The sequence below is a fragment of the Kitasatospora sp. NBC_00315 genome, assembly GCF_041435095.1.
In the GTDB taxonomy this organism is placed as follows: domain Bacteria; phylum Actinomycetota; class Actinomycetes; order Streptomycetales; family Streptomycetaceae; genus Kitasatospora.
On sequence record NZ_CP108025.1, the window covers coordinates 8,193,189 to 8,219,756 of the forward strand.

The window sequence follows — 26,568 nt, forward strand, 5'->3', positions numbered from 1 at the left end:
GTCGTCACTCTTTCGCTGACTGGGTGTTTGTCGTCGTATGGATGACATGTTACAGCAGTTCGTGTCGCGCCGCACGGGTGCGAACCACCCGACGACCCTCTGGACCGGAGGTGTCCGACGACGTCCGTGCACACTGAGCGCGCATTGCGAGGGCGATGTGGTAGGGCCAGGACCGCGTCGGCGGGATGCAGGTTCGGTGCTTTCGGGGCGCGGCAGGCGATCCGGTCGACTTCGACCCTGCCCAAGATGAAGGCCCTTTGCCGTTACGGAAGTTCACCCGCGCGTTCACTCGCGCGAGGCCACCACCATCCCCGCCCTGACCGGAGCGAACAGGCTCCCCGGGTGTCGCAACTGCGCGGCCCTCGGCCACTGCCCGCTTGAGGTGGTGCCGCACCCGCTCAACATCGCGGGCACTTGGCTCCAGGCCCAGCCACCCCACCACCTGCCCGCACCGCACCGCCCCGCGCGCCCCGGCCAGCACCACCAGGACCTCCTCGGTGAGCTCCGCCGCCTGGCGAACCGCCTCACGCCGCGACGCCCCCCGAGCGCGGGGGCGCGATCACCACCGGCCGGGCCGGGTCCGCAACCACCGCAGCGGGCAGCGCCGGTAACTCACCGACCACCTGGAACGCCGTCGCGACCTGCGTCAGCTCCTCCTCACACAGCAGCAGGAGCCCCTGTTCTTCGAGTTCGTCCAGTTCCGCGCGCCGCGCGGCGTGCGCCGCGCGGCGTGCGCCGCGCGGCGATCCGTTCCACGATCTTGGACTCCACCATGCGCGGATCGTAGGCCTCAACGGGCCCGCGCCGCCTGGGAACCAGCGAAACCCACCCAGGCCCGCGCCGCCAGACGATCGGGCCACAGATCCCGCCCGCGACCAGCATGCACGCGAGCAGCACCGAGCAGGCCGCCCCCCGGCCCGCCACAGGCGACAGTCAGTCAGCGGCCTGCGGTGGGCCGGTCTGGAAGCGCTGCGCACCTATCACGCCGAGCAGTTGCAGCTTCTGATGGCTCTCGGTACCGGGTGGGGCCGTGTAGACCAGCAGGGACTGCGACTGGGCCGGGTCCAGCAGGACCTGGCAGTACAGCTCCATCGGGCCCAGCTCCGGGTGGATCAGCCGCTTGCGCTGCTCGGTCAGGCGCAGCCCGACCTCGTGGGCGTTCCAGCAGGCTGCGAACTCGGCGCTGCGCTCCAGCAGCGCGTTGGCGAGGTCGGCCGCGCGTGAGCCTGCGCTCTCGCGGGTGACCGCCTCGCGCAGCTGCGAGGTGAAGGTGCGGCCGAGCAGCTCGTGGTCCTGCGGCGGGTAGAGGAGCCGTGTGGCCGGGTCGGTGTACCAGCGGTAGACGATGCTGCGCGCCCGGCCGGTGAAGTGCGTCTCGTCGCCGACCAGCGCGACCGCGAGCCGGGTCTGCACCAGGGTCTCCCCGAGCCCGGACATGACCTGGGCCGGGGTGTCGTCCAGCCGGTCCAGGATCCGCATCATGCCCGGGCTGACGTGGTCGCCCCGCATCGCCCGCAGCGGGGTGCTGTGGCCCGCCAACAAGAACAGGTGGTCCCGCTCGTCACTGGTCAGATGCAGGCCGCGGGCGATCATGGCCAGCATCTGCTCGGACGGCTGGGGCCCGCGCTGCCGTTCCAGCCGACTGTAGTAGTCAGTGGACATGTCCGCGAGCGCCGCCACCTCCTCGCGGCGCAGGCCGGCGGTGCGCCGGCGCGACCCGCGCGGTAGGCCCACGTCCTCGGGTTGCAGCATCTCGCGGCGCTTGCGCAGGAAGTCCGCCAGTCCGGCCCTGTCCATCAGCGTCTCCTCATCCCAGGGCCGAGAACCACTCGACGACCGTGTGTGCGTACAGCTCGGGCTGGTACAGGTGCATCATGTGCGGCATGTCCGGGAAGGACCGGTAGGTGAACCCCTGACCCGCGGCGGTGACGCTCTCCTCGACTCGCCGGACCTGGAGGTAGGAGAGCGCGCCGACCGCCACGCCGGTCTTCTCGTCGTACCAATGGACGTGATGCGTGAACAGCACCGGCACCTTGACGTTCTCCAGCATCGTCACATGGTCGCAGGCCGCACTCGCCCGGCCGGTCACGAAGGACCGCGCCCACTGCGGATCGTATTCCCTGATGTTCTGCGGCGGACCACCGGAGAAGGGGACCCCGTCGATGGGCGGAGCCATCACCATCAGGGCCTGCGGCATCCAGGCGGGCAGCTCGGCGAAGACCGCCTTCTGCATGCCCGACCAGTCCCCGATACCACTGGTCGCCGAGCCCCTTGCTCCACAGCTGCAACGCCGGGCCCATGTTCTGGCGGATGGGAAGCCCGCAGGAGGTGCTCTCCTCCGACGCGAACAGCGGTGCATCCTCCCAGAGAGACGCCAGGATCTGGCCGGGCTTGGCGAACGCCGACAGCCAGGCCGCGATGACGCCGCCGGACGAGTTCCCGGCGACGACGATCGGCCGCCCGATGACGAGGTCGATGAACCGGACCAGGTCGTTGCCGAAGTTGTCCAGGGTGTACCGGCCCGGAGTCCACGTTAGAACGCCCCTGGCCGCGCAGGTCCACCGCGTAGACCTGGAAGTGCTCCGCGAGCGGCGGCATCGCCCGCTCGTAACCCCACCACGACTCGGACTGGCTCGGGATCAGCAGCAGCGCGGGCCGGCGAGGACCGCCGACGACGCTGTAGTTCATCCGCACCTCGCCGAGGTCGGCGGTGTGCTCGCCGAAGGCGTGCGGCACGAAGATCTCGAAGCGCTCCTCGGCCTCAAGGTATTGCATCACCGGTCACCTCTCCGGCCGGACGGCTCGGCACGCAATCTGCGCGATCCACAGGGGCCATCCGCCTCGGCCAGGCTCACACGCGGCGAAACACCCATCAAGGAACCGGCTATCCACGGCTCGGCGATCCATGGATAGGCGGTTCCTTGTTACGCCGGGGGATTTCGGGTGCAGTGGTGGCGACGGCCGCAGATGCGGCCGATCCGACAGTCGCGTCAGCTTCGGGCGCGCCCGGACCGACAGGAAATGGCATGACGAAATGGACCGCCGCAGAACTCCCCGATCTGGCCGGGCGCACGGCCGTGGTCACCGGTGCGTCGGGAGGCATCGGCCTGATCACGGCCCGCGAACTGGCCGCGGCGGGTGCGCGCGTGGTGCTCGCGGTGCGCGACACCGGCAAGGGTGCGAAGGTCGCCCGCACCATGGCCGGCGAAACGCAGGTGCGGCAGCTGGACGTGTCGAGCCTGGACTCGGTGCGGGCGTTCGCCGACGCGTGGACCGGTGACATCGACATCCTGGTCAACAACGCCGGAATCATGCAGGTCCCGCTGGCCTACACCGCCGACGGCTTCGAGTCCCAGGCGGCGACCAACTACCTCGGCCCGTTCGCCCTCACGAACCTGCTGCTGCCGCACATCACCGACCGCGTCGTCACGGTCTCCTCCCAACTGCACCGCCGCGGGCACGTGCGCACCGACGACCTGAACTGGAAGACGCGTAGGTACAACGCGACCGGCGCGTACTGCGACTCCAAGCTCGACGTGACCGTCTTCGCGATCGAACTGGACCGCCGGCTGGCCGCATCGGGCAGTCGGGTCCGCTCGCTGCTGGCACATCCCGGCATCGCGGCCACGAACCTGACCTCCCACGTCGGCGGCTTCCCCGGGGTCATGAACCGGACCATGCGGTTCATGACCAACGACGCCGAGATCGGCGCACTGTCGACCCTCTACGCTGCCGTCGAGGACATCCCTGGGGGCTCCTACGTCGGCCCGAGCGGCGTCGGCGGCATCAAGGGCTTCCCCGCGGTGGGCAAGCCCTCCCGCGCGGCTCTGGACCCGGAGACCGCCCGCGCGCTGTGGACCGCCACCGCCGCGCTCACCAGCACCGGAACCCAACTGGCCGTCACCAACTGAGCGTCTCCCGCCACCCGCCGCCACCAGTCAGCAGAGACCGTCGCGAGGATCCGCTGGTAGTCCGGCGGCAGCGTGTCCACGTCCATGCCGGGCCCGCGGTGCGGGACCAGCAGCACCGCCTACCCCGCGACCTGCACCGCCACCGGGGATGCCGCGTCCCGTTCCGCGGCGCGTTGCTCGACCATGCGCTCCCAGACCCGCTCGTCGACGGCAAGCTCGCTCCGCTCGGCCCGCACCTGATCAAACTGCTCGACCAGCTGGTCTTCCAGTTCGTCCAGTTCCGCGCGTCGCGCGGCGATCCGATCCGCCATCTCGGACGCCACCATGAACCAGATGGTAAGCGGCACGAGGAAGGTGGAGCGGAGGAATCAGAGAACCCGCCCCCCGGCCCCGCCCCGTCAGACGATCAACACCACAGGCTCCCGGCCGTCACCAGCACGAGCACGGCCAACCAACGTCACGTCAGACCCACTGACCAGCACGTTCGAAGACGGCGAAGCTTCCGTATGGAGGCACGCCCCCGGGCTGCGCCCCGGCCCCGAAAGCCGACCCTCCCTGTGACGTGTCGCCATATTGGTTGTGGGTCGTGGCTGTGATGTGGGGTGTTGTGGTTGGAGTGGGGACATGGTCAGGGTGTGACGGGGCGTTGCCTCACGGTTCCTTGATTGTTTCTGTTGGGTGTGACTGTTGTCCGGGGTTCTGGTCTGCGGGTATCGGTGACATCTCGGGAATCGGTGGTTGTCTGAGGTGTTCCGGGGCTGGTCGCTGGTCTACCGGTAGCCCGTTAGGTGCCGGGGTGCCGGGCTTCAGCTGGTGCGGGTGTGGTGGATCCAGGTCCACAGGAGGTCGCCGGGTGGGGGTGCGAGGCGTTCCAGGTGGAGTTGGTGGGCGGTGTGGCGTAGGAACGCGGTGATGGCGGGGTGGGCTTGGGGTGCGGGTCCTTGTCGTGGCTGCTTGGGCAGGTGGGTGGTGGCGAGTGTGCGGGCGAGGGTGATGGTTTCGGGGTAGGTGACGAGCTCGCGCGCGTACAGGGCCCAGGACATGGTGGCCGGTGTGGCGTGGGGGTTGGTGTCGGCGAGGTGGTGGAGCCGGCGTTGCCAGCGGGTGGCGAGGTGGGTCTGCTGGTCGTACCAGCGGGTGGTGATGGCGCCGGCCCAGCTGAGCGCTGGAGCGGCGCCCGGGTGACGGGTCAGGCGCTGGTGGTGGCGCTGAGCCTGGTGGAGTTCGGGCAGCGCGGCGGTGGTCAGGCTGGTGTCGTCATCCAGGCTCCAGTGGTGGTGGCGCGGGCACAGCGCCTGGTGCGGGGGCGGGTGGACGTGGGCCCGGTCGGTGGCTCCCCGGGTGTGGCGCAGGGTGCAGGCCGGGCATGCCCGCACGGGCTGTTCGCCGCTCTCCCGTGGCTGCCAGGCGGCAGTGGCAACCGCGCCGGGATCTGACGTCTCGTGAGGCATGATGCCGCCTTCGGGGGAGCGGGGCGGTGCCGCGGGATCGCGGGCCAGGTTCGGTAGGGCCCGGGAGAGGTCGCCGGGCCGGGTGCGGGCGAGGGTGGCCAGGCGCTGCCGGGCCTCGGCGTCGAGGTGGAGCTCCGCGGTGGCGGTACCTCCGCCAGCGGTGTGGGCGCGGGTGGTGGTGATGCCGAGGGCGTCCAGGAGGTCGGCGGTGGTGCTCTGGTAGGCGTGGGCGAGACGGTTCAGGTAGGAGGCGGTGGCCTCATGCGGTATCGGCCTCACCCGCAGCGCCCCGGCCGCCGGCACGTGGAACCCGCTGCTCGGCCCCGACACGAACACCGGGCCTTCTCCCGATTGGGAGGCTGTCTCTGCCGGTCGGGAGTCCGCGGCCGCGGCGGGTTCACGAACTCCAAGCGTTCCTGGCCGGGGGTCTGCGGCTGCGGTGCGGTCGGGGCGTGCGGGCGCGGCCTCACAGGCCAGGAGCTCCGTGCCTGGCCAAGGCGGTGTGCCGGCGATGGCGCCGGTCGTGCGACGGACGCTCATGAGGCCGTGCGGGCGGGCCGACCGGCGCCGGGTGCCTTGCGGCCGGGGGAACGGGGCCGGTAGTGCTCTTCGGCGAGGTGGTCCAGGGCGATGGCATCCAGAGCGGAGCGGGTGATCTTCTCGCTTCCGTCGAGGATGGCGGTGATCGCAGCGCGCCGCAGGAGACGGGAGAGGCTGCCGATGCGGCCCGCGGTGCGCTGGTGGAGGTAGGGGGCCAGGCGCACGAGGCTTCCGGCGCGGTGGCGCTGCAGGTCGAGGGCGTTCTCCATCGCGGCGACGGTCTCACGGAACGGCCGGGTGACCACCACGCCACCGCTGCTCGCGCTCCCCGTACCGCTTCCACCACCCGCGTTGGCCCTGCTGCTCCCAATGCTCTCGCTGCTGTTCCCTTCACCGCTCCCGGTGCTGCCGCTCCCGTTAGCGCTCTGGCTGCTCCTGGCGGTGTTGGTGCGTGTGGTGGCGGGCAGGGGGTCGCAGTCGATCAGACCGGCGCGTCCGGCGAGTTGGGCACCGGCGGTGCCGGTGAACAGCGCAGTGGTGGTGACGTCGATGCCCGCGTACACGAACGTCGCCGAGATCCGCTCGGTCAAGTCCTTGAGGAAGTCGGCTGCCTCGGCCCCGGTGCTGGTGCGCGGGTTGAGGCGGTGGATCTCATCGATCAGCACCAGCCGCACGCCGACGGTGTTGTAGGTGTGGCACACGGACGCGGCGATCTGGGCCTGGGTCATGCGGGCGGAGACGGGGATGCCGAGGTAGCGGGCGAACTCCAGCGCGAGGGCTTTGGCGGTGGCCCCGGGCGGCACCAGCAGGTAGGCGACGGGGACCTGGGCCGCCCCAGGGCCGCCTCGGGCCTGCTCGGCCAGGTGGCAGGTGCGGCCGACCTCCAGCAGCGTGGTGGTCTTGCCCGTGGTGGGCGGGCCGGTGACGATCAGCGAGGGCCTGGCGGTGGCCCGCTGGTGGCGCCCCAGCGCCATCAGGGTCCGCACCTCCAGCAGCGTCTTGACGACGGCGGGGGTGCGAACCGTCACGAAGCGGGAGTGGTAGGCCAGGCGCTGCTCCGCGGTGCGCGGCGCATCCCCGGGCCCGGGCGGCACCGGGGGCGGGTCGTCGGCGAAGCGGCGGAACAGCTCCCACGTGGTGGGGGACGCGTCCTGTCCCGGATCCGGGTCGTGAGCGGGATCGTGGGTCACCACAATTCGGCCTCCTTACGGGCGTCGTACAGGGCGAAGGCGGCCCCTGCTTCCTCTTCGGGCCAGGCGCCCTGGCCGTCCAGGTCCTCGCCGTCGTCCTCGTCGGCGCTCATATCGTCCAGGCTGTCCTCGCCCGGCCAACCAGCCCCTGTGGCCTCGCTGCCGGCTTCGCGTGAGCTCTGCGAGGGCACGGTGTGCGGCTGCGCGGGGCCGGCCTGCGCCTCGGTGGGCAGCTTCGGGGCCTGGCCGACGTTGCCGGGCCGACCGGGTTCCGCATGTGCCGACCCTGCAGACCCAGCGTCGGGAGCGGACCGCTGGACCAGGTCGGCGTCGCCGTGCTGCGCGCCGGTGCCCGGGTGTGGCGGCCCGGCGAGCTCGTCACCGGCGGCGGGCCGCCGGATCTGGCCCGGTTCGTCGTGCTGTCCGCCGGGACCAGCGGCCCCGCCGCCGTCGGCGGTCGGCCGGGGGTGAACCTGGCCCTGGGCCATGCCTTGGCCCGGGCCGGGGGTCAGGTCGTGGGGGAGCGAGGTGGGGGCTTGGCGGGCGGTGAGGTGCCGTTCGCGGGCGCTGGCCTGGCCGGTACGGACCTTGAACAGGAGGTCGTCGAGGGCCTGGGCGAGGTCGGCTTCGTGCTGCTCGCGGCTGCCTCGGCGCTCCACGACTGTCTTCAGATGCTGCCACAGGTCGTCGGCCAACGGCTGGTCGATGTACTCGGCGTGGATCCATGGCACGGCGGTGAACTGCCCGTCGGGCAGGCGGACCCAGACCTGGCGCTGGTCGTGCGGGTTGTGGTGGACCTCCCAGCGGCCCCGCTGCGCGGCGATGCCGGAGGGCTGGCCGCGGTGCGGGTTGAGGGCGTGGTGGTCGTAGGTGCGGTGGTCGATGCGGATCCCGCGCTCGGTGATCGGCTTCCAGCACACCGGCAGCAGCTCGACGTAGTCGGCCCTGCTCAGCGGGAGGGGGAGGTGGCCGCAGATGCCGAGCAGCGCGCCCCACATCTCGTTGGGGGACAGCGCGACGGCGGGCATCGACGGGTGGCGCAGTCCCTCGTGGGGCCGGTTCTGCCACTCGGTGGTGATCCACTGGTCCAGGAGGTCCTGCAGCTGCGCCACGGTCCACAGGGCTTCGGTCTCTGCGCGGGGTCCGCGCCGGACGGGGTTGGAGCCGGTGTGGCCGGCGACGTGCTGGCAGAACAGGCTGTTGATGGAGCCGAACGTGCGCTCCACTGGCCCCTTGGCGGCCGGCTGGCGCGGGGGAGCGGGCTGCACGCTGATGCCCAGGGTTTCGGCGGCGGCCAGGAACGCCTCGGAGACGAATACCCGTCCGCGGTCGACGACCACCGTCTCGGGTACGGCCACCGGCCGGGCGGCCATACCCCGCAGACGGTCGTCGGCGTCCACCAGCAGGTCGTACGGGACCGGTGCCCGCGACATCTCCAGGACCTGCGGCCAGGTGGGCCGTACGGGGTGCGGGGTGGCCATCTCGGCCAGCAGCAGGGCTGCGTCCACCGCCTTGGTGGCGGCCGGGCGCAGAACGGTTGCCAGGATCGAGCGGGACGCGACATCCAGGGCGATCGTCAGTTCCGGGCGGCCGGTGGTGCCGTTGTCGAACACCGCGAAGATGTCGAGGCGGGTGGTGTCGAGCATGACCTGCTCGCCGGGCCGCAGCACCCGGGTCGGACGGTAGGGGCGGGCCGGCTTACTGGCGGTGCGGGCCGGGCTCCCGGGCCGCTCGGCGGGGTCGGCCAGGACGGCCGCCAGGCGGTAGAACGTCGCCTGAGCGGGAACCTTGACGACGCCAGGGCCGTGACGCTCCTCCAGCACCTGCGCGGTCAGTTGCCGCAGGCCCTTGACGGTGCCCTTGGACCTGCCGCGCTGGCGCCGCATCGCCTCCAGGACCGCCACCACCACCCGCTCGTCCGTGCGCCCGGTGGGACTGTGGGTGCGGGTGGTGCGGTGGTCGACCAGACCCCACAGACCCTGCTTGCGGTACTCCAGGCGCATACGCTGCACGGTCGTGCGCGCGACACTGCCGAAGCCCAGCGCGGTCAGCTCCTGCGCCTTGGCCAGCTCGCGCTGGGCCAGGGTGCGGGTGGCCGGATCGTACTCCGCCCGCGGCGCCCGCCCGCCGTCTGCCGCCGCGTCCGGCAGCCCCGTCTCCACTTCGCGGATGTGCCGCTGCCAGGCCAGGGCCCGCTCTTGCTCACGCAGCGGCACCGTTGCGAACATCCCCCACTGCGGCACCGGCGCCGCCGCGGCAGCGCCGGCCAGCGCGAAGTCGCCGGCCGCGAACAGGTAGGCCGCCAGCAGCGTCACCGCCGTCCCCTGCTCATCGAGCAACCGCACCTGTTGCCCCTGCAATCCGACGACCTGCCAGGTCCGGCCCTCGAAGACCACGTGAACGCCCACCGCCAGCACCGGCCGGTTTCCCGCAGCGCGGCTCACCGCCCCGCCCCCGCGCCCTCACCCGCGACGGGCCCAGCCCAGGCCAGCCCCGGGCTGACGAGCACTCCGCCGTGCAGGGGACGATCCAGCGGCGCCCGCAACCGGCGGGCCCACAGCGCGTGATAGACCACCGGCAGCACCACCAACGGATTGCCCACCGCCCGCACCCCCTCCACCAACGGCCGCGGATCAGCGAACGCCTCCATCACCGCCGCCTCCACCTCCAGCGCGCCGCGAAAACGCGGATGCCGGTATCCGGCCAGCCACCGCACGTTGCCCACCACCACCGGATCCGGCGCCCGCAGCCGCCGGTACACCCATCCGACCCGCGCACACGCCTCACTCACCGCCGCGGCCGCCCGCTGCGCCGCAACCCCGCCCGCACCAGGAGTGCCCGGGCAGTCGGCCAGCAACCCCGTCCCGTCCGCGTACCGTGCGAACAACTGCGGTACCCACGACCGCACCACACCCCGCTCCTGCGCATCGCGCCACAGCACCCGCACAGGGCGCCCGGCCATGGCGACCACGTGCGGGTCGCGGTCCAGCAGCATCAACTGCACGACCATGGCCGCGGACCCTTGTGCCACATGTCTTCCGGTGGTGGCCGACCACCACCACCCCGGCCCCCACCGCTTGCCCGGAATGACCGGGAACGCCGACACCGGCCCCAACTCCTCGAACAGCACCCGCGCCGCAGCCCGCTCCCACCGCTCCTGCTCAAGACCCCCAGCAACGGCGAAAACCGCCTCGAAGCCCTCCTCGGGCACATCCGGTACAGCCACGCTCATGTCCGCCATGGCGGCCAGTCAAGTACGTGAGAATCCAGCAGATAGGCCGATACAGCCACCAGGGCACCCGTCCGAGCGACGTCCGCACAGAAGCGGCCCACAGAGCCCCACCGCCGTGCTAACGGCGTCGTCACCCGTACTGCTCCTCGAGGTCGTCGCGGTGGTCGTCGATGTCCTGTCGGAGGTCCTCTGCGGGGATGTGCGTCCAGGTGCTGAGCTGGGCGAGGGGGATGCCCGCGCTCTGCGCCGCGCTGGCGATGCCGATGCCGGCCTTGGTCAGGGTGCCGATGGCCCTGTCGAGAGTGTCCAGCAGCTGTTGGGTGGTTGCGGCGAGTGGTGCGGTGTCGTCGAGGTCCAGCTGCGCCAGGAGGCCGGTGGCGTCGCGGAGCCCGTCCTTGATCCAGGTGCGTTCAGGGCGGGGGACGGCGGCACGCCAGCTGATGGTGCCCTCGGCCCGCTGGGTTAGCTTCCGCAGCTGCGCCGCCACGGAGACCGGTTGGTCCTCGCGTTTGACCCACCACGGGTCCAGGAACCGCTCACCGCTCTGGCCGGCGCCACGGCGCCGGCGCACGAGTGCTCCCCACCAGGCGGTGAGCGCGCTGCTGTCGGGGACCGCGCCGACCTCGCCCAGCCACGGGCGCCCGAGCCTGCGGCCGAGCTCCCGGCACAGCGCCCCGTCGGGCGGGAAGGGACGGATCCGCTCGCCGCCGCTGTCGGTCCACACCAGCTCCGCCGCCACCGGGTCCACCAGCGCCCCGGCGACCGCGACGACCTCGGGGAACGTCGCCGCCTCCCGGGCCACCGCCCGCCACCACCAGAACTCGGGCCCCGCATCCCCGCCGGCCAGGAGGTGCAGCCGGGCCGGCCAGATCCGCTCCTGCTCCCACCCCAACGCGAGATCCCACCACTGGCACACCACCGCCCGCGCCACCGCGAACACCGCCGCCGCCTCCACCCCGCCACGCTGCGCCCGGCGGACCACTCCCACCCATTGCCGCTGCGCCTCGGCGATCTCCGGCAGGCCGCGCACATCCAGAAACTCCAGGCCGTGGTCGGCGTCCGCGTCCAGCAGCCACCGGCCGTGCCGCGCGCACACCCGCTCCCAGCGGGGCGCGTACCGCACCACCCGCACTGGCGCCCCGGTCCGCCGCGCCGCGCACGACCGGCATCCGAACGCCGCCGGCCCCACCGCCGCGCCGGCCACCCGCCACACCGCCCGCGGGCCGCCCCCGCCCTCCTGCTCGGCCAGCTTCTCGTCGCCCAGCCCCCATGACGGCAGCGCCCGCCCCAACACCTCCTCCGACACCCCGCACAACCCGGCCAGCGCTCGCCGCCCGGCCGCGTCCAGCAGCACCTCGGCATCCGCCCGCTGCGCACCGCTCTCATGCCGAGGGCGCTGGCCCTTCCACTGCCAGGTCGTCAGCAGGGCCCCTTCGTCGAGGCCGTAGCGGGCAGCGACCCGGTCAAGAAGCGAGAAGGTCGTCTCCCCAGCGAGAGGAGACACACGGAAGATCCCGGAAACCATGACCCCTAGCCTCTCGAAGAGCCGCAAGTCCTGAAGGCAGTTCCTTCCTCTTTCTCTTCTCGCGTCCTGGTGACCAGACCTCTCCCGTCAGCGGGCAGTCCGTGCCGTGCTGCTTCCGATCGGGTGGCGCGACTCAAATGTGCGATTCAAAGTTACTTTCACGCTAGGGTGGGGATGGAAGGGGAGGTGCTGCATGAGTGACGACCTGTTTGCGGCGATCGACGCGCTGCTGGAGCGGCCCAGGCCAGCGGACGACCTGCCGGTGCCCGCCGAGCGGGAGCGCCTGCGCAAGGCCGCCGAGTACACCCAGGAGGACCTGGCGAAGGCGCTGAAGACCCGCCGGGAGACGATCGTGCGATGGGAGGCCGGGACGACCGACCCGCGCCCGCCCAAACGCGAGGTCTACATCGCCTTCCTGGCGACGCTGGCGCTCCAGCACGGCACGGTGGAGCCCACCGAGTGGCTGCACCGCGCCCAGGCCGCCGGCCTCGTGCGAGCCGCCCGCAAAGCCGCGCCCCTTCCGGATACGGCCGAGGCCCCGGCACCGGCCGACACTACGCGGGAGACACCGGCTCCGGTAGCCGTTGCCGCTCCGGCAGCGCCGGTGTCGAAGACGGCCACCGCCCCGGTGTCCGAGCCGCCGGCCCCCACAGCGCAGCTGGTGATGCTGGACCAGAACCCGGACGGCTCGCTGCTGATGGCCGCGCCCGCGCCGTGCGTACAGTGCGGGCAGCCGTCGGTCTACCGTGCGCAGGGCCATCCGATGCACCTGGGCGGGTTCTGCCGCCCCGCCGCCGCCCCTGCCGCCATGCAGCCCGCGCCTGTCGCCGTGCCCGCGGCCCCGGCGGCAGCCCCTGCCGCCGCCGTGGGGGCGCCGGTGGCCGCTCCCCGCCGTACCGCCCCTGCGACCGGCCCGGCCGCTGCGCCCCGCCGTACCGCGTCGTCGCGTCCGGTCGTTTCGTCGCGGGCGCGTAAGGCTCCGGCGAAGACGGCTGCGGCGGCTGAGGGTCCGTCGGACTGGGAGGCGGCTGCGGCGGCGCGGTTCCCGGCAGGTCCGCTCGCGGTGCTCGACGTTGCCCCGGACGGCAAGTCGTTCGTCGCCTACCTCGCCGACGGCACCCAGGCACCCACCGCTCCGGCCGGCCGTACCTTGGCGGCGGTGGTGGAGTGGGCGCTGGAGCAGAGGTTCGGCTCGCCGCGGCTGCACCGGCACGGAAAGGACGGCGACGCCCTCGTCGTCCTCACCGACGCCGCCCTCGCGGAGCTCGGCCTGCCCCCGCTCGGGCGGGACGAGAAGACTGAGTTCGTCCAGCGTCTCGGCCGGCTGCCGAAGACCCACAAGGCCGTCAAGCAGATCGAGAAGGCCGGCTGGCTGCTCACCCAGCGAGGCCTCGGCCCGTGGGCGCGGATCTACCGCACCCCGGAGGACGGCCGCCGCCAGTGCGTGCAGTTGTCCATCCCGGCCTGGGGCGCCCTCGCCTCCGGCGGCTGGACCATCCCCGACGACCTCGGCGCCGCCGACCTGGCCCGCCTGCTCGGCACCTACGCCATCCGGGTCCTCACCCCGCGCGGCTCCACCGCCGTGAGCGGCCTGGAACTGGTCACCGCGCTGCGCCCGCCGACCCGCGCGGTGCGCACCGACACGGGTTGGACGTCAGGCCGGGTGGAGGGCTCCCGCCCGAAGGACGGGTTCGATCCGGCGCCGCCGGAGGTCCCGGACGTCCACCCGCTCGCCCAGGACCGCGAGGAGGGCGGCGAGCTGGTCACCGAGGCGTGGGACTGGCACCGCGAGCCGACCGACGCGGAGAAGGCCGCGCCGTTCGCGGTCGGCCTCGACGTCAACATGGCCTTCCTCGCCGCGGCCGGACGCCTGGTCCTGCCACTGTCGGGGCCGGTCCACGAGCTGAACCCGGCCTTCGACCCCAAGACACCCGGCTCCTGGCTGGTGGACCTGTCCGGCGTAGAGACGAACCCGCTGCTCCCCTCGCCGTTCACCGCCGACGGCTCCCGCCCGACCGGGCCGGCTTGGTACTCCACGGCGAAGGTCGCCTACGCGATGGAGCTCGGCGCCAAGGTCCAGCCCACCGAAGGGTGGCTGCGCCACGAGAGCGGCCCCTACCTCGACCCGTGGCACAAGCGCCTGCGCCAGGCCTACGTCGACACCATGGCCGCCCTCGGCGTCCCGCTCACCCTCGCCGACACCGACCCGCTCGCCTTCCTCGACGCCATGGCCGCCATCAAGCAGGGTGACCCGGCCGAGGTCGCGGTACTGACCGCCATCAAGCAGACCGCCAAGGGCACCATCGGCAAAATGCGCGAACGCCCCCGCGGCCACGGCTACAAGCCCGGCGAGCGCTGGGCCGCCCTCGACCGACCGACCTGGGACCCGCTCATGCGCGCCCTCGTCATCGACACCGCCACCGTCAACCTCCACCGCAAACTCCGCAAAATGGCCGCCGACACCGGCCTCCACACCCTCGCCGTCCTCTCCGACTGCGCCGTCTTCGCCGCCCCCGGCCCCAGCGCCCTCGACATCCTCACCCGCCCCGACCACACCCTCACCACCTCGCTGCGCCTGGGTGTCAGCCCGGGGATGGTCAAGTTCGAGGGCAGCAGGCCGATGAGCGAGATCACCGAGCTGATCGCCGACCAGGCCAACCCGGCCCGGCACATCAAGACCGGCGGCATCGTCTCCGCCGACGAGTAGCCGCACACCGGCCCGCCGGTACCCGTCCGCCCGTACCCAAGCGAAAGCCGCGCCCTGGGGGCGTCAGGAAGGAGCAGTCTGATGGGGGAGATCGACGAGGGCCTGGAGCGCGCGGAGCGCACCCGCCCGATCCCGGTGCACCTGAGCACCCGGGTGAAGTTCCTGTGGGAGAAGGTCGCCAAGGAGGACACCAAGGCCCTGGCCAAGGCCGCCGGCATCTCGGTGCGCACCGCCCAGCGCTGGGCCCGGGCGCTGAAGGAGGGCGAGCAGCCCGTGATGACCAAGGCCAACGAGAAGAAGGTGGAGCAGGTCGTCTGCGCGAAGTGGCAGCCCAAGGTCCGCCGGCGGGTACGCCGCGACGCGGAGAAGAACGGCTTCATGCTCCACATCAGCGGCACCTTCGGCTACAGCGCGGCCGGCGGCTCCACCGACGACCCCCGCTCCCGCACGATCACCCAGAAGATGCCCGGCGACATCGCCAAGAAGCTGTACGCGGCCCGCGACGCCGGAGCGACCCAGGCCCAGCAGGAGCGGATCCTCGCCGAAGGCCTGCGCGAGCACTACTTCAAGGACAACGGCCACCGCGCCCGGGGACTGGACGTCGAGCTGAACGACATCGCCTGGCTGGACGTCGAACTGTAGACCCCCGGCCGCCAGCTACAGGTGACGGCTGCGGTTGTCTCAGGCTGGGCAGCTCGTACCGTGACCGGCGTGGTTGTCGGTGGGTGCTCGTAGGCTGGGTGTCTTGTTGTGAGTGGAGGGTTCTGTGACTTCGCAGCCGCGCCGTACCTACAGCAACGCGACGGTCGCCGGGTTGATGACGCTGGCAGGCGGCGCGTGTTACTGGCCTGATTGCGGTGAGCCGATCCTTCGCATGGTGGGTGGGGAGCCGATGCTCAACCTGGAGATCGCCCACATCCGTGCGCTCGAGAAGGGCGGCTGCCGCTTCGATCCGTCTCGGACAGTCAGGGAACGCAACAGCTTCGTCAACCTGCTCCTGATGTGTAAGCCGCACCACAAGACGATTGACGGTCCTCGGAGTGCCGAGTACCCGGTGGAACTGCTGGAGAAGTGGAAGCACGACCGGGAGGCCGAAGGACTGGGTGCGCTGGCAGGCCTGCGGGAGGTTACTGAGGCGAGCCTGCAGGCGATGTTCACGGACGTTCGCGACGACCTCCTCACCCGAATGGATCACGCTGCTGCCACCGGCACCGCGATCCTTGCCCGGCTGGATGTACGAACGGACTTCCCGACGGGCTTGTCGACCTTGAGCCCCCGCGCGCGGCAGAGTGCGCAGGATTTGGTGGGCGCATGGCCTGCGATCGAGCAGGCAGTGGGGCTTCTGCACAGCAACCGGGAGAACCGTAGGGCGCTTCTGCGGCAGTGGGCCAGCAGCCTGCCGGGCTGGGCGGAGCAGGCACCTGCAGACGCTTTCGGCTGGCTGGGCCAGCTCGCCTCGGACTACGACGCCCACCAGGCGGCGGCCGTGTTTTTCCGGCGGTGCATCGACGATGGCGGATTTCCACGGGACCAGTGGGTCGTGCTGGTTGCGCAGCAGTACATGGCGGACGGAGAAGACCAGGAGGCTCGGGCGTTCCTGGCCGCCAACACCGACCCCGGATCCCCGCCGCTCCTTGCCACGACTGCGCTCTGCGACTCTGACTGGAACGCGGCCTTGAGCCACATCGCGTCATGGCAACCCGATACCGAGACCACCCGCGTACTGAAAGCCGCGGTGGAAGCGACCGCCCTCACAAACACGGGGCAGGACGATGCGGCCCTGGCTTGCCTGCGTGCCGCGGATCCGAACGGCACCTTGTCTGGGGTCCAGCTGACGATCGCCCAGATACTTCTGGGGCGCGCAGACCGCAGACGCGGCGACCAGTGGCTGACGGAGGTTCGGGAGGCTTTTTCGCTCGCGATCAAGGCGCGCGACAGCCGGCGCTCGTGGTTCGGCGACAGCGTGGAGCCCATCGTGGTCGCCGTGCAGGCAGCACAGGCGTGCGGTGACATCGCCACCGCATGGGATCTGATGCAGGAACAGCCCGAGGGTCAGGCCACCGCTCGTGAGGCGCGCGATGTCCGCCTGCTTGAGTACAGGGCTTTGCTGGCAGCGCTCACCGGACGGACGGACGAAGCCAGGCACCTCCAGGGCCAGATCGACAGCCCGTACGTCAAAGCGCAGATCACAGCGCTCACCCTGGAGCGGGAGAGCGGCGACCAGGTGCAGGTTCCGCAGCTCCAGGCTGCCTGGCAGGCTGTATGGGACACGGCTACCACTGAGCAGGGGCAGCTTCACGCCGCGATGGGCTTGGCCGAGTGCGGAGTGGAGCCTGCCGGCCTTCACGACCTCGAAGCGGCCCACCTTGAGCGGGTCGCCGAAATCCGGCTCATCGCCCGGGCGTCGAGGTCCAGCGCCACCGGTGACCTCACCGTCCTTCGCGCCAACGTCACCAAGAGCCCAATCTTCGTGATTCTGCTGGCGCAGCACTACCAGGTCACCGGTGAGCGGGAACAGCGGGCACGTACCCTGCGCTCGGGCGCCCAGCACTGGCGGGACGCCTCCCTGATGGCCATGGCGGCCAAGGCATACCGGCAGGCCGATAGGCCGGGGATGACAAGGGACTGCGCGCGGGACGCGCTGGAGCTGGGCGGCCCCGATTGGCCTTCCCAGAGCAAGAGCGAGATGTACGCGCTCCTGGTCGAGGCGGAGTTCGCAGAAGGCAACCCCGATCGAGCCGCTGCCGCGGCGCGCAGCATGCTCGCACTCAACCCGCATGACCACGACGCCCTGTGGGCACTGGCCCGCTGCCACGTGGCCCGCGGCATGACCGAGGACGCCTGGAACGTACTGGTCGATCAAGGAACGCCCATCGAGCCCCGCACCGAACACGAGGCCCTGCTGTGGGTTGCCCTGGGGGTGAGGTACTCCGACGACGCGAACTTCGTAGGCCAGGCTCTGACGTTGATGCGGCGTTGGCCCGATGACGAGGAGCTTCTCGGCGGCTTCATCACGACACTGCACGCGAGCGCGGCCGGCACCCAGGAGCGCTGGAGCGAGGAGGACGGCGAGCAACTGAGGGAAGCCACCGAGCGCTACCTGGAACGCTTCCCTGGCAGCTCCCAGTTCCGGGCCGTGCAACTGGGCCCTGACAGTGATCCACTGGCCAACCTTGCCGACGATCTGAGGCAGGCATTCGAGAACACCCGAGAGGTCCGGGACAAGGTTGCCAGCGGCGACCTTCCTCTGGGCATCCTGACGTGGGTGGTGGGCCGCACCTACACTGAGGTCAGTCTGCGCCGTGCCGCTGGCTTCGTGTATGCCCGCGACGCCATGGCCGATGCCGCAGGTGCCGAAGCAGTCACTGCGGCCCAGAGCGTACGTGCCGTCATCGATCCGACTGTCGCGCACACTCTGGCGCTGCTGGACCCTCGGCTGGCCGAGATCCTGATCGGATTCCCCGATGGAGTCGTCACCACCGATCAGCTGTTCCAGGACGCGCTGCAGGCGAAGGAGTCACTGGCCCTGCAGTCAGACCTCACGATCGTCTGGGATGCCGAAGGTCAGCATCCGGGCGTTCGTTCCGAGGATGAGGGCGAGCTGGAGTGGTACCGCTCCACTGCAGGCCGCGTGCTCGAGATCCTCAGGTCGACTGCCAGGGTTCCGCATCCGGAACTGCGAAGCTTCCCGCTCCCCGCACACCGCAGAGGGCAGTGGCTCACCGCACTCGACCACGCGAAGGAACACGGGCTGGTCCTGTGGACCGACGACCGAGTGCTGCGCTCCCTTGCACACTCCAGCGAGGTCCCTACGTTCGGAACCCTTGACCTCCTCAACGCGGCGACAGTATCAGGCCAGCTCAGCACCGACGAGGTCCTGCTCGCCAAGGCAGAACTCCTGCGCCACTACTACGCCGACATCGACTTCTCCCATGACCTCTACACCGCAGCCGCCCTCGCGGACGGCTGGCGCGCGAAGGCCGTCGCGGAAGCGCTGTCCCGCCCACAGGCATGGACCGAGCCGCAACCGGTGGCCTCGTTCGTTCTCGGCTGCATCACCCACATCAGTGAGCAATACCCGCAGGACATTGCCCAATGGCTGGCCAAGGCATCCAACGGCCTGGCGAAGGCGTCGGCACCTGGGGCTGTCAACCAGAACCTCAAGGTGCTGGCCTGGCACACCCTGACGCAGCCATGGGTCACCGCTTCTTCGCTTCCGTTCGCCCTTGCTGGGCTCCGCCACGGGATCGCCGCTCGCGATGACGTGGGGACGCCGCTGGAAGACGCGCTCACCCAGTTCTACGCTGCGCTGGTCGCCGAACTGGGCCACAAGCTGGCGGCCAGTTGGCTCATGAGGCTATTCGACCTCGCTCCCGACACTGAGAAGACCATCGCCGCCCGTGTTGTGCTGACACACCAAGGAAGCTGAAGGGCCTCGCGAGCTCAAGGTGAGGTTCCGTCAGCTCTGGGTCGGCCTCGACGCCGACCGCTGACAGCAGGTCCTGCTGGTCCTCCTCCAGGCCAGGCCAGCCGGCCCGCTGCGCGGAGCACCGACTCCTGATCGAGCGGATCCTGTTCTCCGAACTGGTGCACCGGCAGGCGCAGCCTCTGATCACTGGTATCGACGCCGGCACCACCGACCTTGAGGTCGGCGTCTCCGTCGCGGCCGCGGTCCTGGAGCTGTCCGGCGCCAAGTTCGACGTCATCATCCTGCGCTACCTCAACCGCTCCAGCGTCGAGCGCACCGCCCGAGCGATGGGCATCGACGAGAACACCGTCCGTTCCCTCGCCTCCCAGGCCAAGGCGAAGATTCGAGCCCGGCTCGCCCCGCGCCGCCTGCTGCACCTCGACACCGCCAAGGACGACCAGGAGTGATCTCGATGACCTACGACCTCGACCGCCTGCTGGCGGGCGCCGGCCCCGCTCCCGAAGCCCGACCCTGCTATGACCTCGAAGCCGGGCGCCGGTACGTCGCCGAGAAGCAGGCCGCCCGTCGGGCGGCCCCCGCCGCCGCGTCGCCCAGCCCGGGCGCGTCCGGGCCCGCCGCGCCGGTCCTGCCGCCGCTGGGCCCCCTGCTCGACGATGCGGCCCGCGACCTGAAGGCCCTGGCCAAGCTCGTCATCAACGAGCCCGGCGCCGACACGTTGGTGAATGCCCTGGTGACACGCTGGGAGCCACGCGGCGGCCTGGTCTTCGGCTGCCTGCTCGACCTCGCGGGCCTGCCCTTCGAAGCCCAGTGGTGGTGGCAGTTCGCCGCCGGCGACGGAGACCTCACCGCCGCCTACTGCCTCTACCTCCACCACATCCGCGCCGGCGAGCTGCGCGAGGCCGAGCACTGGTTCCTCCAGGCCGCCCGCTTGGAGGAGGGCGCCACGGCACCCCTGCAGCCGTCGCTGCCCGACGTTCCCGAATACCCGCGTCTGGCTTCCCGCCTAGCTCCACCGATCCGGGACACCGCCAGCCTGCCGTCGCCGGACCACGCGCTGCGCGTGGCCATCGACGGCCTGCCCGGCGGTACCGACGAGATGTGCGGGCCGTTCAGCCTGCCCACCGACGACATCGCCCATCAGCTGCACGAACTCGCCGCCCACTGACCCGGCCGGGCCCGCGCGTGGGTTGCGCGGGCCCGGCCCGAATCCGACCAGGAGAACTCCATGCCCGTACGTGACCCCGCGACCTTCGCCCTGGCCACCACGGTCACCGGCTACCTCGGGACCATCACCGCCATCGCGATCACCGCCATCGCCGCGCCCACTCCCGCGCGCCGGATGGAGGCCCGCACCCTGCTCGCCATCCTTCTCAGCCGCCGGTCCTGACCTGTCAGGACCGGCGGCTGAGCGCTGCAGCCCATCCTCGTGGCCCGGGCCGTTCCAGGTCGCCCGGGTGCGGCACCATCGAGACTCCAGCCGGCTCCGGCTCCGGCTCACCGCCGAGCTCAACCCTGGCGCCATGTAGAGGTGCCGCCGTCGGTCGTAGACACCGAGGCGCCGGCCACCATCTGGTGGCCGGCGCCCTTATTTGTGCCGACTGCGGTCGTTGCGGTTCCCGTGGCTCTCGACTCAGAGCGCCTTGAGCGCCTCCTCGGAAGGGCAGCCAGGACGAAGGCGTCGATGTCGCTGTCGAGGGGAAGGCCCTGCCTGCCGCTTTCGTCCCGTCCTGCTCCTGCGGGTGACGGCCGGGGGGGCCTCGTTGCTCCGCGACGGCTTCTGAGGCTTCCGCGTGTTCGGTGGCTGGCTGGTAGGCGGCTCCTCAACGAAGTTGACGGCTCCGCTGCTCGTGCAGTTTCAACGCCGTGATGATGCTCAGGCAGGCCAGCGACGTTCCGAGCTGGAGGTGGTAGACCGACCCGGTCAGCCTGACATGTGACACCCCGTCGTACTCTGCCTGGATCTCCTTGCCGAGGATGCTGAGGGAGCCCGTGAAGTCGCCATGGGCCAAGGCGCTGCACGTCTTCCACACGTACTCCAGGAGCTTGCCCATATCGACGGTGCGGTCGCTGTCCGTCGGTTGGGGCAGGCTGGCACCGGCTTCGCGGACCACCTCTGCGTAGGTGGGCCACTTCAGGGCCTTCTGCGGCGTGTCCTTGGGGCCGGTCGAGGTCCAGCCCGCTGCGAGGAGCAACCTGACGAGCTGGTCCTTCTGCTCATCCTCGGTCCGCTGGAAAAGGGAGTCCGGGTCGACGCTCCTGTACGCGGCGATGGAGCTTGTGAGTACTGCCGCGGTGGCCCGGTTCTGCTTGTGGTCGTCGGCCTGCAGTGCCAGGCGTCGCCTTACCCGCTCCAGACGCTGAGCAGGGGCCAACAACCAGATCGCCCGGGCGCTGTTCTCCAGGGCACCTCGTACCAGCGTGGCACCGGCGTGGATCGGCAAGGTCACCGATATCCGGTCGGGCTCTTCCCGGGCCACCAGCGCCGACCGTAGGCACTGCAGATGGTCGAGCGCCACCTGCAGAGCATGCTGCACGCTGTGGGAGAGGTGGTACGGGGAGGCCTTCGCGTCATCCCCGGCCAGCGAACTCCCTACTCCGACCGGCCACACCTCGTCACGGAGCGGCACGCAGTTCTTCAATACGTTGTCGATGTTCTGCAGAAGAACTCTCAGCAGTTCAAGCTCGTCCGGGCTCATGACCAGAACTTAGGTGCTGCGCCTCGGACTAGTCGATGCATTTCGCTCATGCCGCTAGCAGTGCGTCAACCAGCTGGCTGCGTACGTGAGAAGCGAGAGCGAATATCGCCCACTCCGGAGAGCAGTAGATGATCACTGGGCGGTGAGATGTCGGTGACTCACAAGAGCACCGTGGGCCTTCCTCGCGAACCGAGTGTGGCCGTCGCTCAGACGTGGCAGTGCACGTTGACCAGGAGTGTGTCGCCGTGCAGCGCCGCCAGGTAGCTGTTGACGTGGTCGTAGCCCGGTGCCAGATCCGGCTCGTGCGGGCAGGCGCCGCTGTGGCAGGCGCCGTGCACACCCGGGTCGCCGTCTTCGTACCACCAGCCCTCCAAGGTGAGGACATTGCGTCGGCGCAGAGCGTAGGGCGCGCTGCGGGCGATGAACTCCTCGCGGGAAGTGCCTCCCACCTTCGCGACCGGGTCCTGTAGGAAGAGGAACGCCGATGAGAAGCGCTCCGTTGGCACCGTCTTCAGGTAGTCGGTGAACGCCCGCACGAGGGGCTGGGCGATGTAGTCGGCATGGGCCTGCTGGGACGAGTAGGTCATCGCCTCGGCGAAATGGCGGGCGAGGTAGGAGCCCAGGGGGCGGGGTGGCGGCAGTTCTGCCGCGAGTTGGTGCCACCGGTGCCACACCGCGTCGGCCAGCTCGCACGCCGCCTCGGGCGAGGCGGAGAAGTCGAGGAGTTCGCGAGGCCCGCCCGCGCACCAGCCGAAGTCGTTGGGGACCGGCACGTGCCCGGTCAGCCACCGGTTCGGGAGCTCGTGGAGCAGCCTGGCATCCCGTTCATGACCCGGAAGGACGTTGTACCCGCCGGCGTGCACCGTGCCACCCGTGATGCGCCAGGAGTCCCAGATATCCAGGTCGTCGCCGCGCGTGTAGTCGATCTCGAAGGGGGCCATCGCCTCCGTGACCGCCGCTTCCACTCGGCCGGCCTCTCGTGCAGGCAGACACACCGTGATACTCATTTTGGCCATGGCGGCATCAGATCACTCCTCCTGCGCCGTCAACCAGCGGATTTGTCTGAACTACCGGCAGGCCGAGTAGTCCCTCACACTGCTCTCCCGGTCGGTCGTTCGCCCGCGCTTCCCGCGGGGCTCATCCGGCCAGCGGCGGCGCCGACGGCATCGGCTCGCAACTGTGAGGAGGCCCGTCAGAGCATCGCGGTGGCCGAGCTGGACGCCGAGGATTAGGCCGAGGTGGTCTGGGTGGACGTCGTCCGAGCGGCCGGCCTCCACCTGTACCCGGCCATCGGCCCCGCCCTGGCCACCCTCAACAACCCGACCGCCGACTCGGTGCTGCTGGAGCCGATGACGGACGACTCGTACGGCTGGCGCTTACTCTGCCCGTGCCTGGGGTTGGCACCCCGTACGGGCGGCCTCTCGGCGAACAGCTCGTTTGGTGCCAGCCGTTCCGGAGGCTCTGGATGGGAGGCAGAATCCTGGAATGCGACTCAATCCAGGCATCTCCTTGCAGTACGCCGAGGACGCCATCCGCAACGCCGTCGCCGTGTGGGAAACCGCCTGCGGCGCGCAGGACTACTTCCGGGCCTTCACCGACGCTGTCGAGAAGACCTTCCCGACGCTGGAGTGCGCCTTCGCCGTACCGGACCTGGCCGCTGGCCTGCGCTCCCCGGCGTACTGGCACCTCCTCCAACTCGGCAGCCCCCAGACGGTCATCGCCGCCTGCGGCTTCCCGCTGCCCTCCGCCCCGGAGCGCGTGCAGGCGGAGTACGCCGCCCGGAACAAAGCCCTGTCCGCCGAGATCGAGCGCCAGCACCAGACCATGAAGCACGCCCTCGCCGAGCTGACTGGGTTGAAGGAACTCGCCCAGCGCCCGGGCCTGCCCGTCGTCTACGACACCAACATGCTCAACCACTGGGCACAGCCCGGGGACGTGCGCTGGCGCCAGGTCCTCAAGAGCGAGGGGGTGGAGGCGAAGCTGGTGCGGCTGGTGGTCCCGCTGAAAGTGATCGACGAACTGGACCGGCAGAAGTACGGCGACGGTGCCCTCGCAAAGAAGGCCGCCACCGCGATTCGCTACCTAGAAAACGCCCTCCGCGGCGCCGCGCCCGGCACCCCGGTCGACCTCCGCCCCGGCGAAGCCACCCTGGAAGTGTGGAACGACAGCGACCACCGTGACACCGACGCCGACCTCGCCATCCTGCGCTGCGCCGCCGACATCGCCGCTCTCCACCCCCAGACCGGCGTCCGCGTCCTGACCGACGACACCGGCATGCGCCTGCGCGCCCACCACCTCGGACTCGCCACGCTGCGCCTGCCGGAGGCGTACCGCAAGAAGGGCACCGCGATGGACACGGTCGGCGAGCAGACCTGAGCGTCGAGCAGCAGCCTCCGCACCCCTTCGGCCCGGTGCCGCCGCAGCCCCCGGCCGACCGGCCGCCCGCGCCTGTCCGGCGCGCGGCCGGGCACTGCACTGGGATCTTGACGGCGTCGACGTCAACCGCCCGTGGACGGGCCGGCCAGGAAGCGCCGGTTCAGTGCCAGGTCACCTGGATGTGCTCGGCCAGGAAACGCAGCGTCTCGACCAGGACGCCGGAGCCGACTCCGGCGAGGATGGCTCCGCTCATTCGGTCCGGCTTCCGCCAGGCCGGCACCCCAACCCGAACCGTCGGCTGCGCCCGCCGATCCGGCTGTTCCCGGCACTCGACGCCGTCCCACCCCGCCGCGCCCGTCATCTCGCTGCGCGGCCTCAACTCGTCCACGAAATCTCTCTTTCGTCTCGTACACCGTCATGGACAGGTGGACCGACAGAAGCCGAACCGGACACAACAAGCCGCCCAGACCATCTCCTGACAGCCCATGGCGCCGCACGGTAGCCAGCCCATGGCGCCGATCAAGTCCTTCCCTGACGCAGATTTCCCGCGTCTTCGCCCAGCCGGCCAGCCGGACGAGAGCCCCGCCCCTGCACCCTCCATCGCGCCGGTCAACCGCTGCCGACCTGGCTCTTTGAACAGCCCGCCCCAGCTGAACGGACACGAAAGTCCCTTCCTCTGCGGCGGTTTGAACCTGTCCCCTACGCTTCCGTCAGGCCCAGTCGTTGCGCTAGCTGCAACCGTTGCCAATCACCGGCAACACCGAAGACCTGACGAGGAGACGCAGTGCTGGAAAAGCGGACCGGGCAACCACCCGAACGCCACGAACCCGAAGTCGAGGCCCTCACCGGCTTCCTCAACCAGCTTTTCATCGCCCTCGCCATCTCCATCACCCGCTACGCCGCCCGCGTCCGGCGCGACAAGGGCACGATCTCCCGCTACCTCAACGGACACCGCATCGCACCCCGGCCCTTCATCGACGAGCTCCTGAAGGAACTCGCAGACCTCACCGGCAACCCCGTCACCGACGACGTCCGCGCCCAGGCATACGAGCTACGCCTTCAGGCGTTGCAGGTCCGCAACCCCGCCCGGTACGAACTCGAACAGCTCAGGGACCTCCTCGGTGCTGCCGAACGCGAACTCAAACTCGCAGATGTCCGTGAACGCGCCCTGCTCCAAGCGCTCAAAGGAGCGGAGGATCAGACCCGTGAGGCGGAACAGCGCTACCGCCAGCTGGAGAGTGACTGGGCCCTTGCCCACTACGCCTCCAGCTCCGCCGAACTGGATGTCTATGTCCAGACCGACGGAGCGCACGGGCTCGGGGATGAGATCCGCGGCCTCAAGGCCGAACTGGAGGCACTTCGGATCGAGCTGTCCCGCGCCCAGGCACTCAAGCACGATGCGGAGGAGAAGTGCCTGCGGCTGGAAGCCCGCCTCCTGGCTGCGGAAGCCACCCTGCAGACGGAGCGCACCTACACGCGTAAGAGCGCATCCGCGGAACTGGAACGAGCTCAAGCCGAGGCCCAACCGGACCCCCAGGTACTGCAACGCGCCATCGCTGATCTCAACGCGGCGAGCAGCCTGGCCGGCACGCTGCAGGCGACCGTCGAGGGGGCCGTGCACGTGCTCGAGTTCGACGTGGCCGTGGTGCACCTGGTGCGGCCCGCCGACGGCGATCTGGTGGTGGCCGCCATCTGGGAGCTCGAGGACAGCGGCGAGAACGGCCCGGCGGTGCTGCTCGGCCAGGTCGGCGCCCGGGAGTCCTGGGACCGCATGCTGAACGTCAGCGACCACTGGGGCACCCTGCGCTTCCTACCCCATGACCGGGCCGGGGCGATCGACACCGACGTCCCGACCTGGACGGGCGACGGACCGCTTCCCGTCTTCACCAATGACTGGCACCCGCACGACTTCCTCTTCGCCCCCATGTACAGCGCCAGCGGCGACCTGCTCGGCGTGCTCTCCGTCGACCAGCCGCACAGCGGCAAACACCCCGGTACCCACACCCGCACCGCACTCGAATCCTTCGCCCTGCAGTCGTCCATCGCCATCGGCAACGCCCGGCTACGGGCTGAGATGCAGCGCGCGCTGGCCCGGCTGGAGAAGGAGCAGCAGTCGCTGCGGGCCAGCGAGGAGGGCTTCCGGCAGGCTTTCGAGTACGCGCCGAGCGGCATGGCGATCACCGAGCTGCACGGTGGCGGGAACGGCCAGCTGACCCGCGTCAACGACGCGCTCTGCCGCCTGCTCGGCCGGCCGCGGGCCCTCCTGCGGCAGCAGAGCTTCGCCGACCTCGTCCACCCCGAGGACCTCGCCCTGCTGCAACGCACGAGCGCCGAGGCCGGCATGGCCGAAGTCCGGCTCTCCCGCCGCGACGGCAGCTACCAGCAAGTCCGCTTGCGCCACTCCATCGTCAGGGACGCAGCCAAGGGGCCAGCCTTCCTGATGACCGTCGTAGAGGATCTCCACCACTACAGCCAGAGGTAGCTCTTGGCAGCTGATGAGGCGGCATTGGG

20 protein-coding genes are annotated in these 26,568 nt (G+C 70.6%); 10 read left to right on the forward strand and 10 right to left on the reverse strand.

All coding sequences use genetic code 11. The features are described 5' to 3' along the window. Window positions 1-933: 933 nt before the first annotated feature. Window positions 934-1,797, reverse strand: coding sequence for a helix-turn-helix transcriptional regulator (locus tag OG823_RS33990; protein WP_371484240.1), 864 nt, complete (start codon window positions 1,795-1,797; stop codon window positions 934-936). Between the two features lie 10 nt (window positions 1,798-1,807). Then, entirely contained in the window at window positions 1,808-2,233 is a 426-nt protein-coding gene (locus tag OG823_RS33995) for a hypothetical protein (protein WP_371484241.1), read from the reverse strand. Window positions 2,234-2,391: 158 nt separating this feature from the next. Here OG823_RS33995 and OG823_RS34000 point away from each other — a divergent pair, with 158 nt between their 5' ends. Together OG823_RS34000 and OG823_RS34005 are read left to right on the forward strand one after the other, a co-directional pair. Continuing rightward, window positions 2,392-2,913, forward strand: a complete 522-nt coding sequence (locus tag OG823_RS34000) for a hypothetical protein (RefSeq protein ID WP_371484243.1) — start codon at window positions 2,392-2,394, stop codon at window positions 2,911-2,913. 113 nt (window positions 2,914-3,026) lie between these two features. Beyond that, a complete protein-coding gene (locus OG823_RS34005) occupies window positions 3,027-3,911 on the forward strand; it encodes an oxidoreductase (protein ID WP_371484245.1) in 885 nt (294 codons plus the stop codon). A 119-nt stretch (window positions 3,912-4,030) separates the two neighbouring features. On the opposite strand, the gene OG823_RS34010 is transcribed toward OG823_RS34005, so the two are convergent. From OG823_RS34010 to OG823_RS34035, 6 genes are all read right to left on the reverse strand, one after another. Continuing rightward, entirely contained in the window at window positions 4,031-4,237 is a 207-nt protein-coding gene (locus OG823_RS34010; protein ID WP_371484247.1) for a hypothetical protein, read from the reverse strand. 480 nt (window positions 4,238-4,717) lie between these two features. Beyond that, window positions 4,718-5,698 (reverse strand): TniQ family protein, encoded by a 981-nt coding sequence (locus tag OG823_RS34015; protein WP_371476396.1) that lies wholly within the window; start codon window positions 5,696-5,698, stop codon window positions 4,718-4,720. Between the two features lie 200 nt (window positions 5,699-5,898). After that, a complete protein-coding gene (locus OG823_RS34020) occupies window positions 5,899-7,092 on the reverse strand; it encodes a TniB family NTP-binding protein (protein WP_371476395.1) in 1,194 nt (397 codons plus the stop codon). Then, window positions 7,089-9,536 carry a transposase gene (locus OG823_RS34025; protein WP_371476393.1) on the reverse strand — a complete coding sequence of 816 codons (2,448 nt, stop codon included), beginning with the start codon at window positions 9,534-9,536 and terminating at the stop codon, window positions 7,089-7,091. The genes OG823_RS34020 and OG823_RS34025 overlap by 4 nt, the downstream gene beginning before the upstream one ends. Beyond that, window positions 9,533-10,333: a TnsA-like heteromeric transposase endonuclease subunit gene (locus OG823_RS34030; RefSeq protein ID WP_371476392.1), complete on the reverse strand. Its 801-nt coding sequence runs from the start codon at window positions 10,331-10,333 to the stop codon at window positions 9,533-9,535. The genes OG823_RS34025 and OG823_RS34030 overlap by 4 nt, the downstream gene beginning before the upstream one ends. 121 nt (window positions 10,334-10,454) lie before the next feature. Beyond that, complete coding sequence (locus tag OG823_RS34035) at window positions 10,455-11,828, reverse strand: DNA-binding protein (RefSeq protein ID WP_371476390.1); 1,374 nt, start codon at window positions 11,826-11,828, stop codon at window positions 10,455-10,457. Window positions 11,829-12,042: 214 nt separating this feature from the next. Between OG823_RS34035 and OG823_RS34040 the strand changes: the two genes are divergently transcribed. The 6 genes from OG823_RS34040 to OG823_RS34065 all read left to right on the forward strand — a co-directional run bounded on the left by OG823_RS34040 (window position 12,043) and on the right by OG823_RS34065 (window position 20,372). Beyond that, window positions 12,043-14,556 carry a helix-turn-helix transcriptional regulator gene (locus tag OG823_RS34040; RefSeq protein ID WP_371476389.1) on the forward strand — a complete coding sequence of 838 codons (2,514 nt, stop codon included), beginning with the start codon at window positions 12,043-12,045 and terminating at the stop codon, window positions 14,554-14,556. 81 nt (window positions 14,557-14,637) lie between these two features. Then, entirely contained in the window at window positions 14,638-15,198 is a 561-nt protein-coding gene (locus OG823_RS34045; RefSeq protein ID WP_371476387.1) for an XRE family transcriptional regulator, read from the forward strand. Between the two features lie 124 nt (window positions 15,199-15,322). After that, window positions 15,323-18,985 (forward strand): tetratricopeptide repeat protein, encoded by a 3,663-nt coding sequence (locus OG823_RS34050; RefSeq protein ID WP_371476385.1) that lies wholly within the window; start codon window positions 15,323-15,325, stop codon window positions 18,983-18,985. Between the two features lie 158 nt (window positions 18,986-19,143). Beyond that, window positions 19,144-19,431 (forward strand): RNA polymerase sigma factor, encoded by a 288-nt coding sequence (locus OG823_RS34055; RefSeq protein ID WP_371476383.1) that lies wholly within the window; start codon window positions 19,144-19,146, stop codon window positions 19,429-19,431. A 5-nt stretch (window positions 19,432-19,436) separates the two neighbouring features. Then, on the forward strand, window positions 19,437-20,150 hold the full coding sequence (locus OG823_RS34060; RefSeq protein WP_371476382.1) for a hypothetical protein: 714 nt from the start codon (window positions 19,437-19,439) through the stop codon (window positions 20,148-20,150). A gap of 60 nt (window positions 20,151-20,210) precedes the next feature. Beyond that, window positions 20,211-20,372 carry a hypothetical protein gene (locus OG823_RS34065; protein WP_371476380.1) on the forward strand — a complete coding sequence of 54 codons (162 nt, stop codon included), beginning with the start codon at window positions 20,211-20,213 and terminating at the stop codon, window positions 20,370-20,372. Window positions 20,373-20,805: 433 nt separating this feature from the next. Here the strand turns inward: OG823_RS34065 and OG823_RS34070 are convergent, their stop codons facing one another. Beyond that, the gene (locus OG823_RS34070; RefSeq protein WP_371476379.1) at window positions 20,806-21,681 is read right to left on the reverse strand and encodes a hypothetical protein; all 876 of its coding nucleotides are present in this window, start codon (window positions 21,679-21,681) and stop codon (window positions 20,806-20,808) included. A gap of 206 nt (window positions 21,682-21,887) precedes the next feature. Next, a complete protein-coding gene (locus OG823_RS34075) occupies window positions 21,888-22,622 on the reverse strand; it encodes a hypothetical protein (protein ID WP_371476377.1) in 735 nt (244 codons plus the stop codon). 544 nt (window positions 22,623-23,166) lie between these two features. Between OG823_RS34075 and OG823_RS34080 the strand changes: the two genes are divergently transcribed. Together OG823_RS34080 and OG823_RS34085 are read left to right on the forward strand one after the other, a co-directional pair. After that, window positions 23,167-24,057 carry a PIN domain-containing protein gene (locus OG823_RS34080; protein WP_371476375.1) on the forward strand — a complete coding sequence of 297 codons (891 nt, stop codon included), beginning with the start codon at window positions 23,167-23,169 and terminating at the stop codon, window positions 24,055-24,057. 784 nt (window positions 24,058-24,841) lie between these two features. Next, complete coding sequence (locus OG823_RS34085; protein ID WP_371476373.1) at window positions 24,842-26,539, forward strand: PAS domain S-box protein; 1,698 nt, start codon at window positions 24,842-24,844, stop codon at window positions 26,537-26,539. Window positions 26,540-26,568 lie beyond the last annotated feature (29 nt).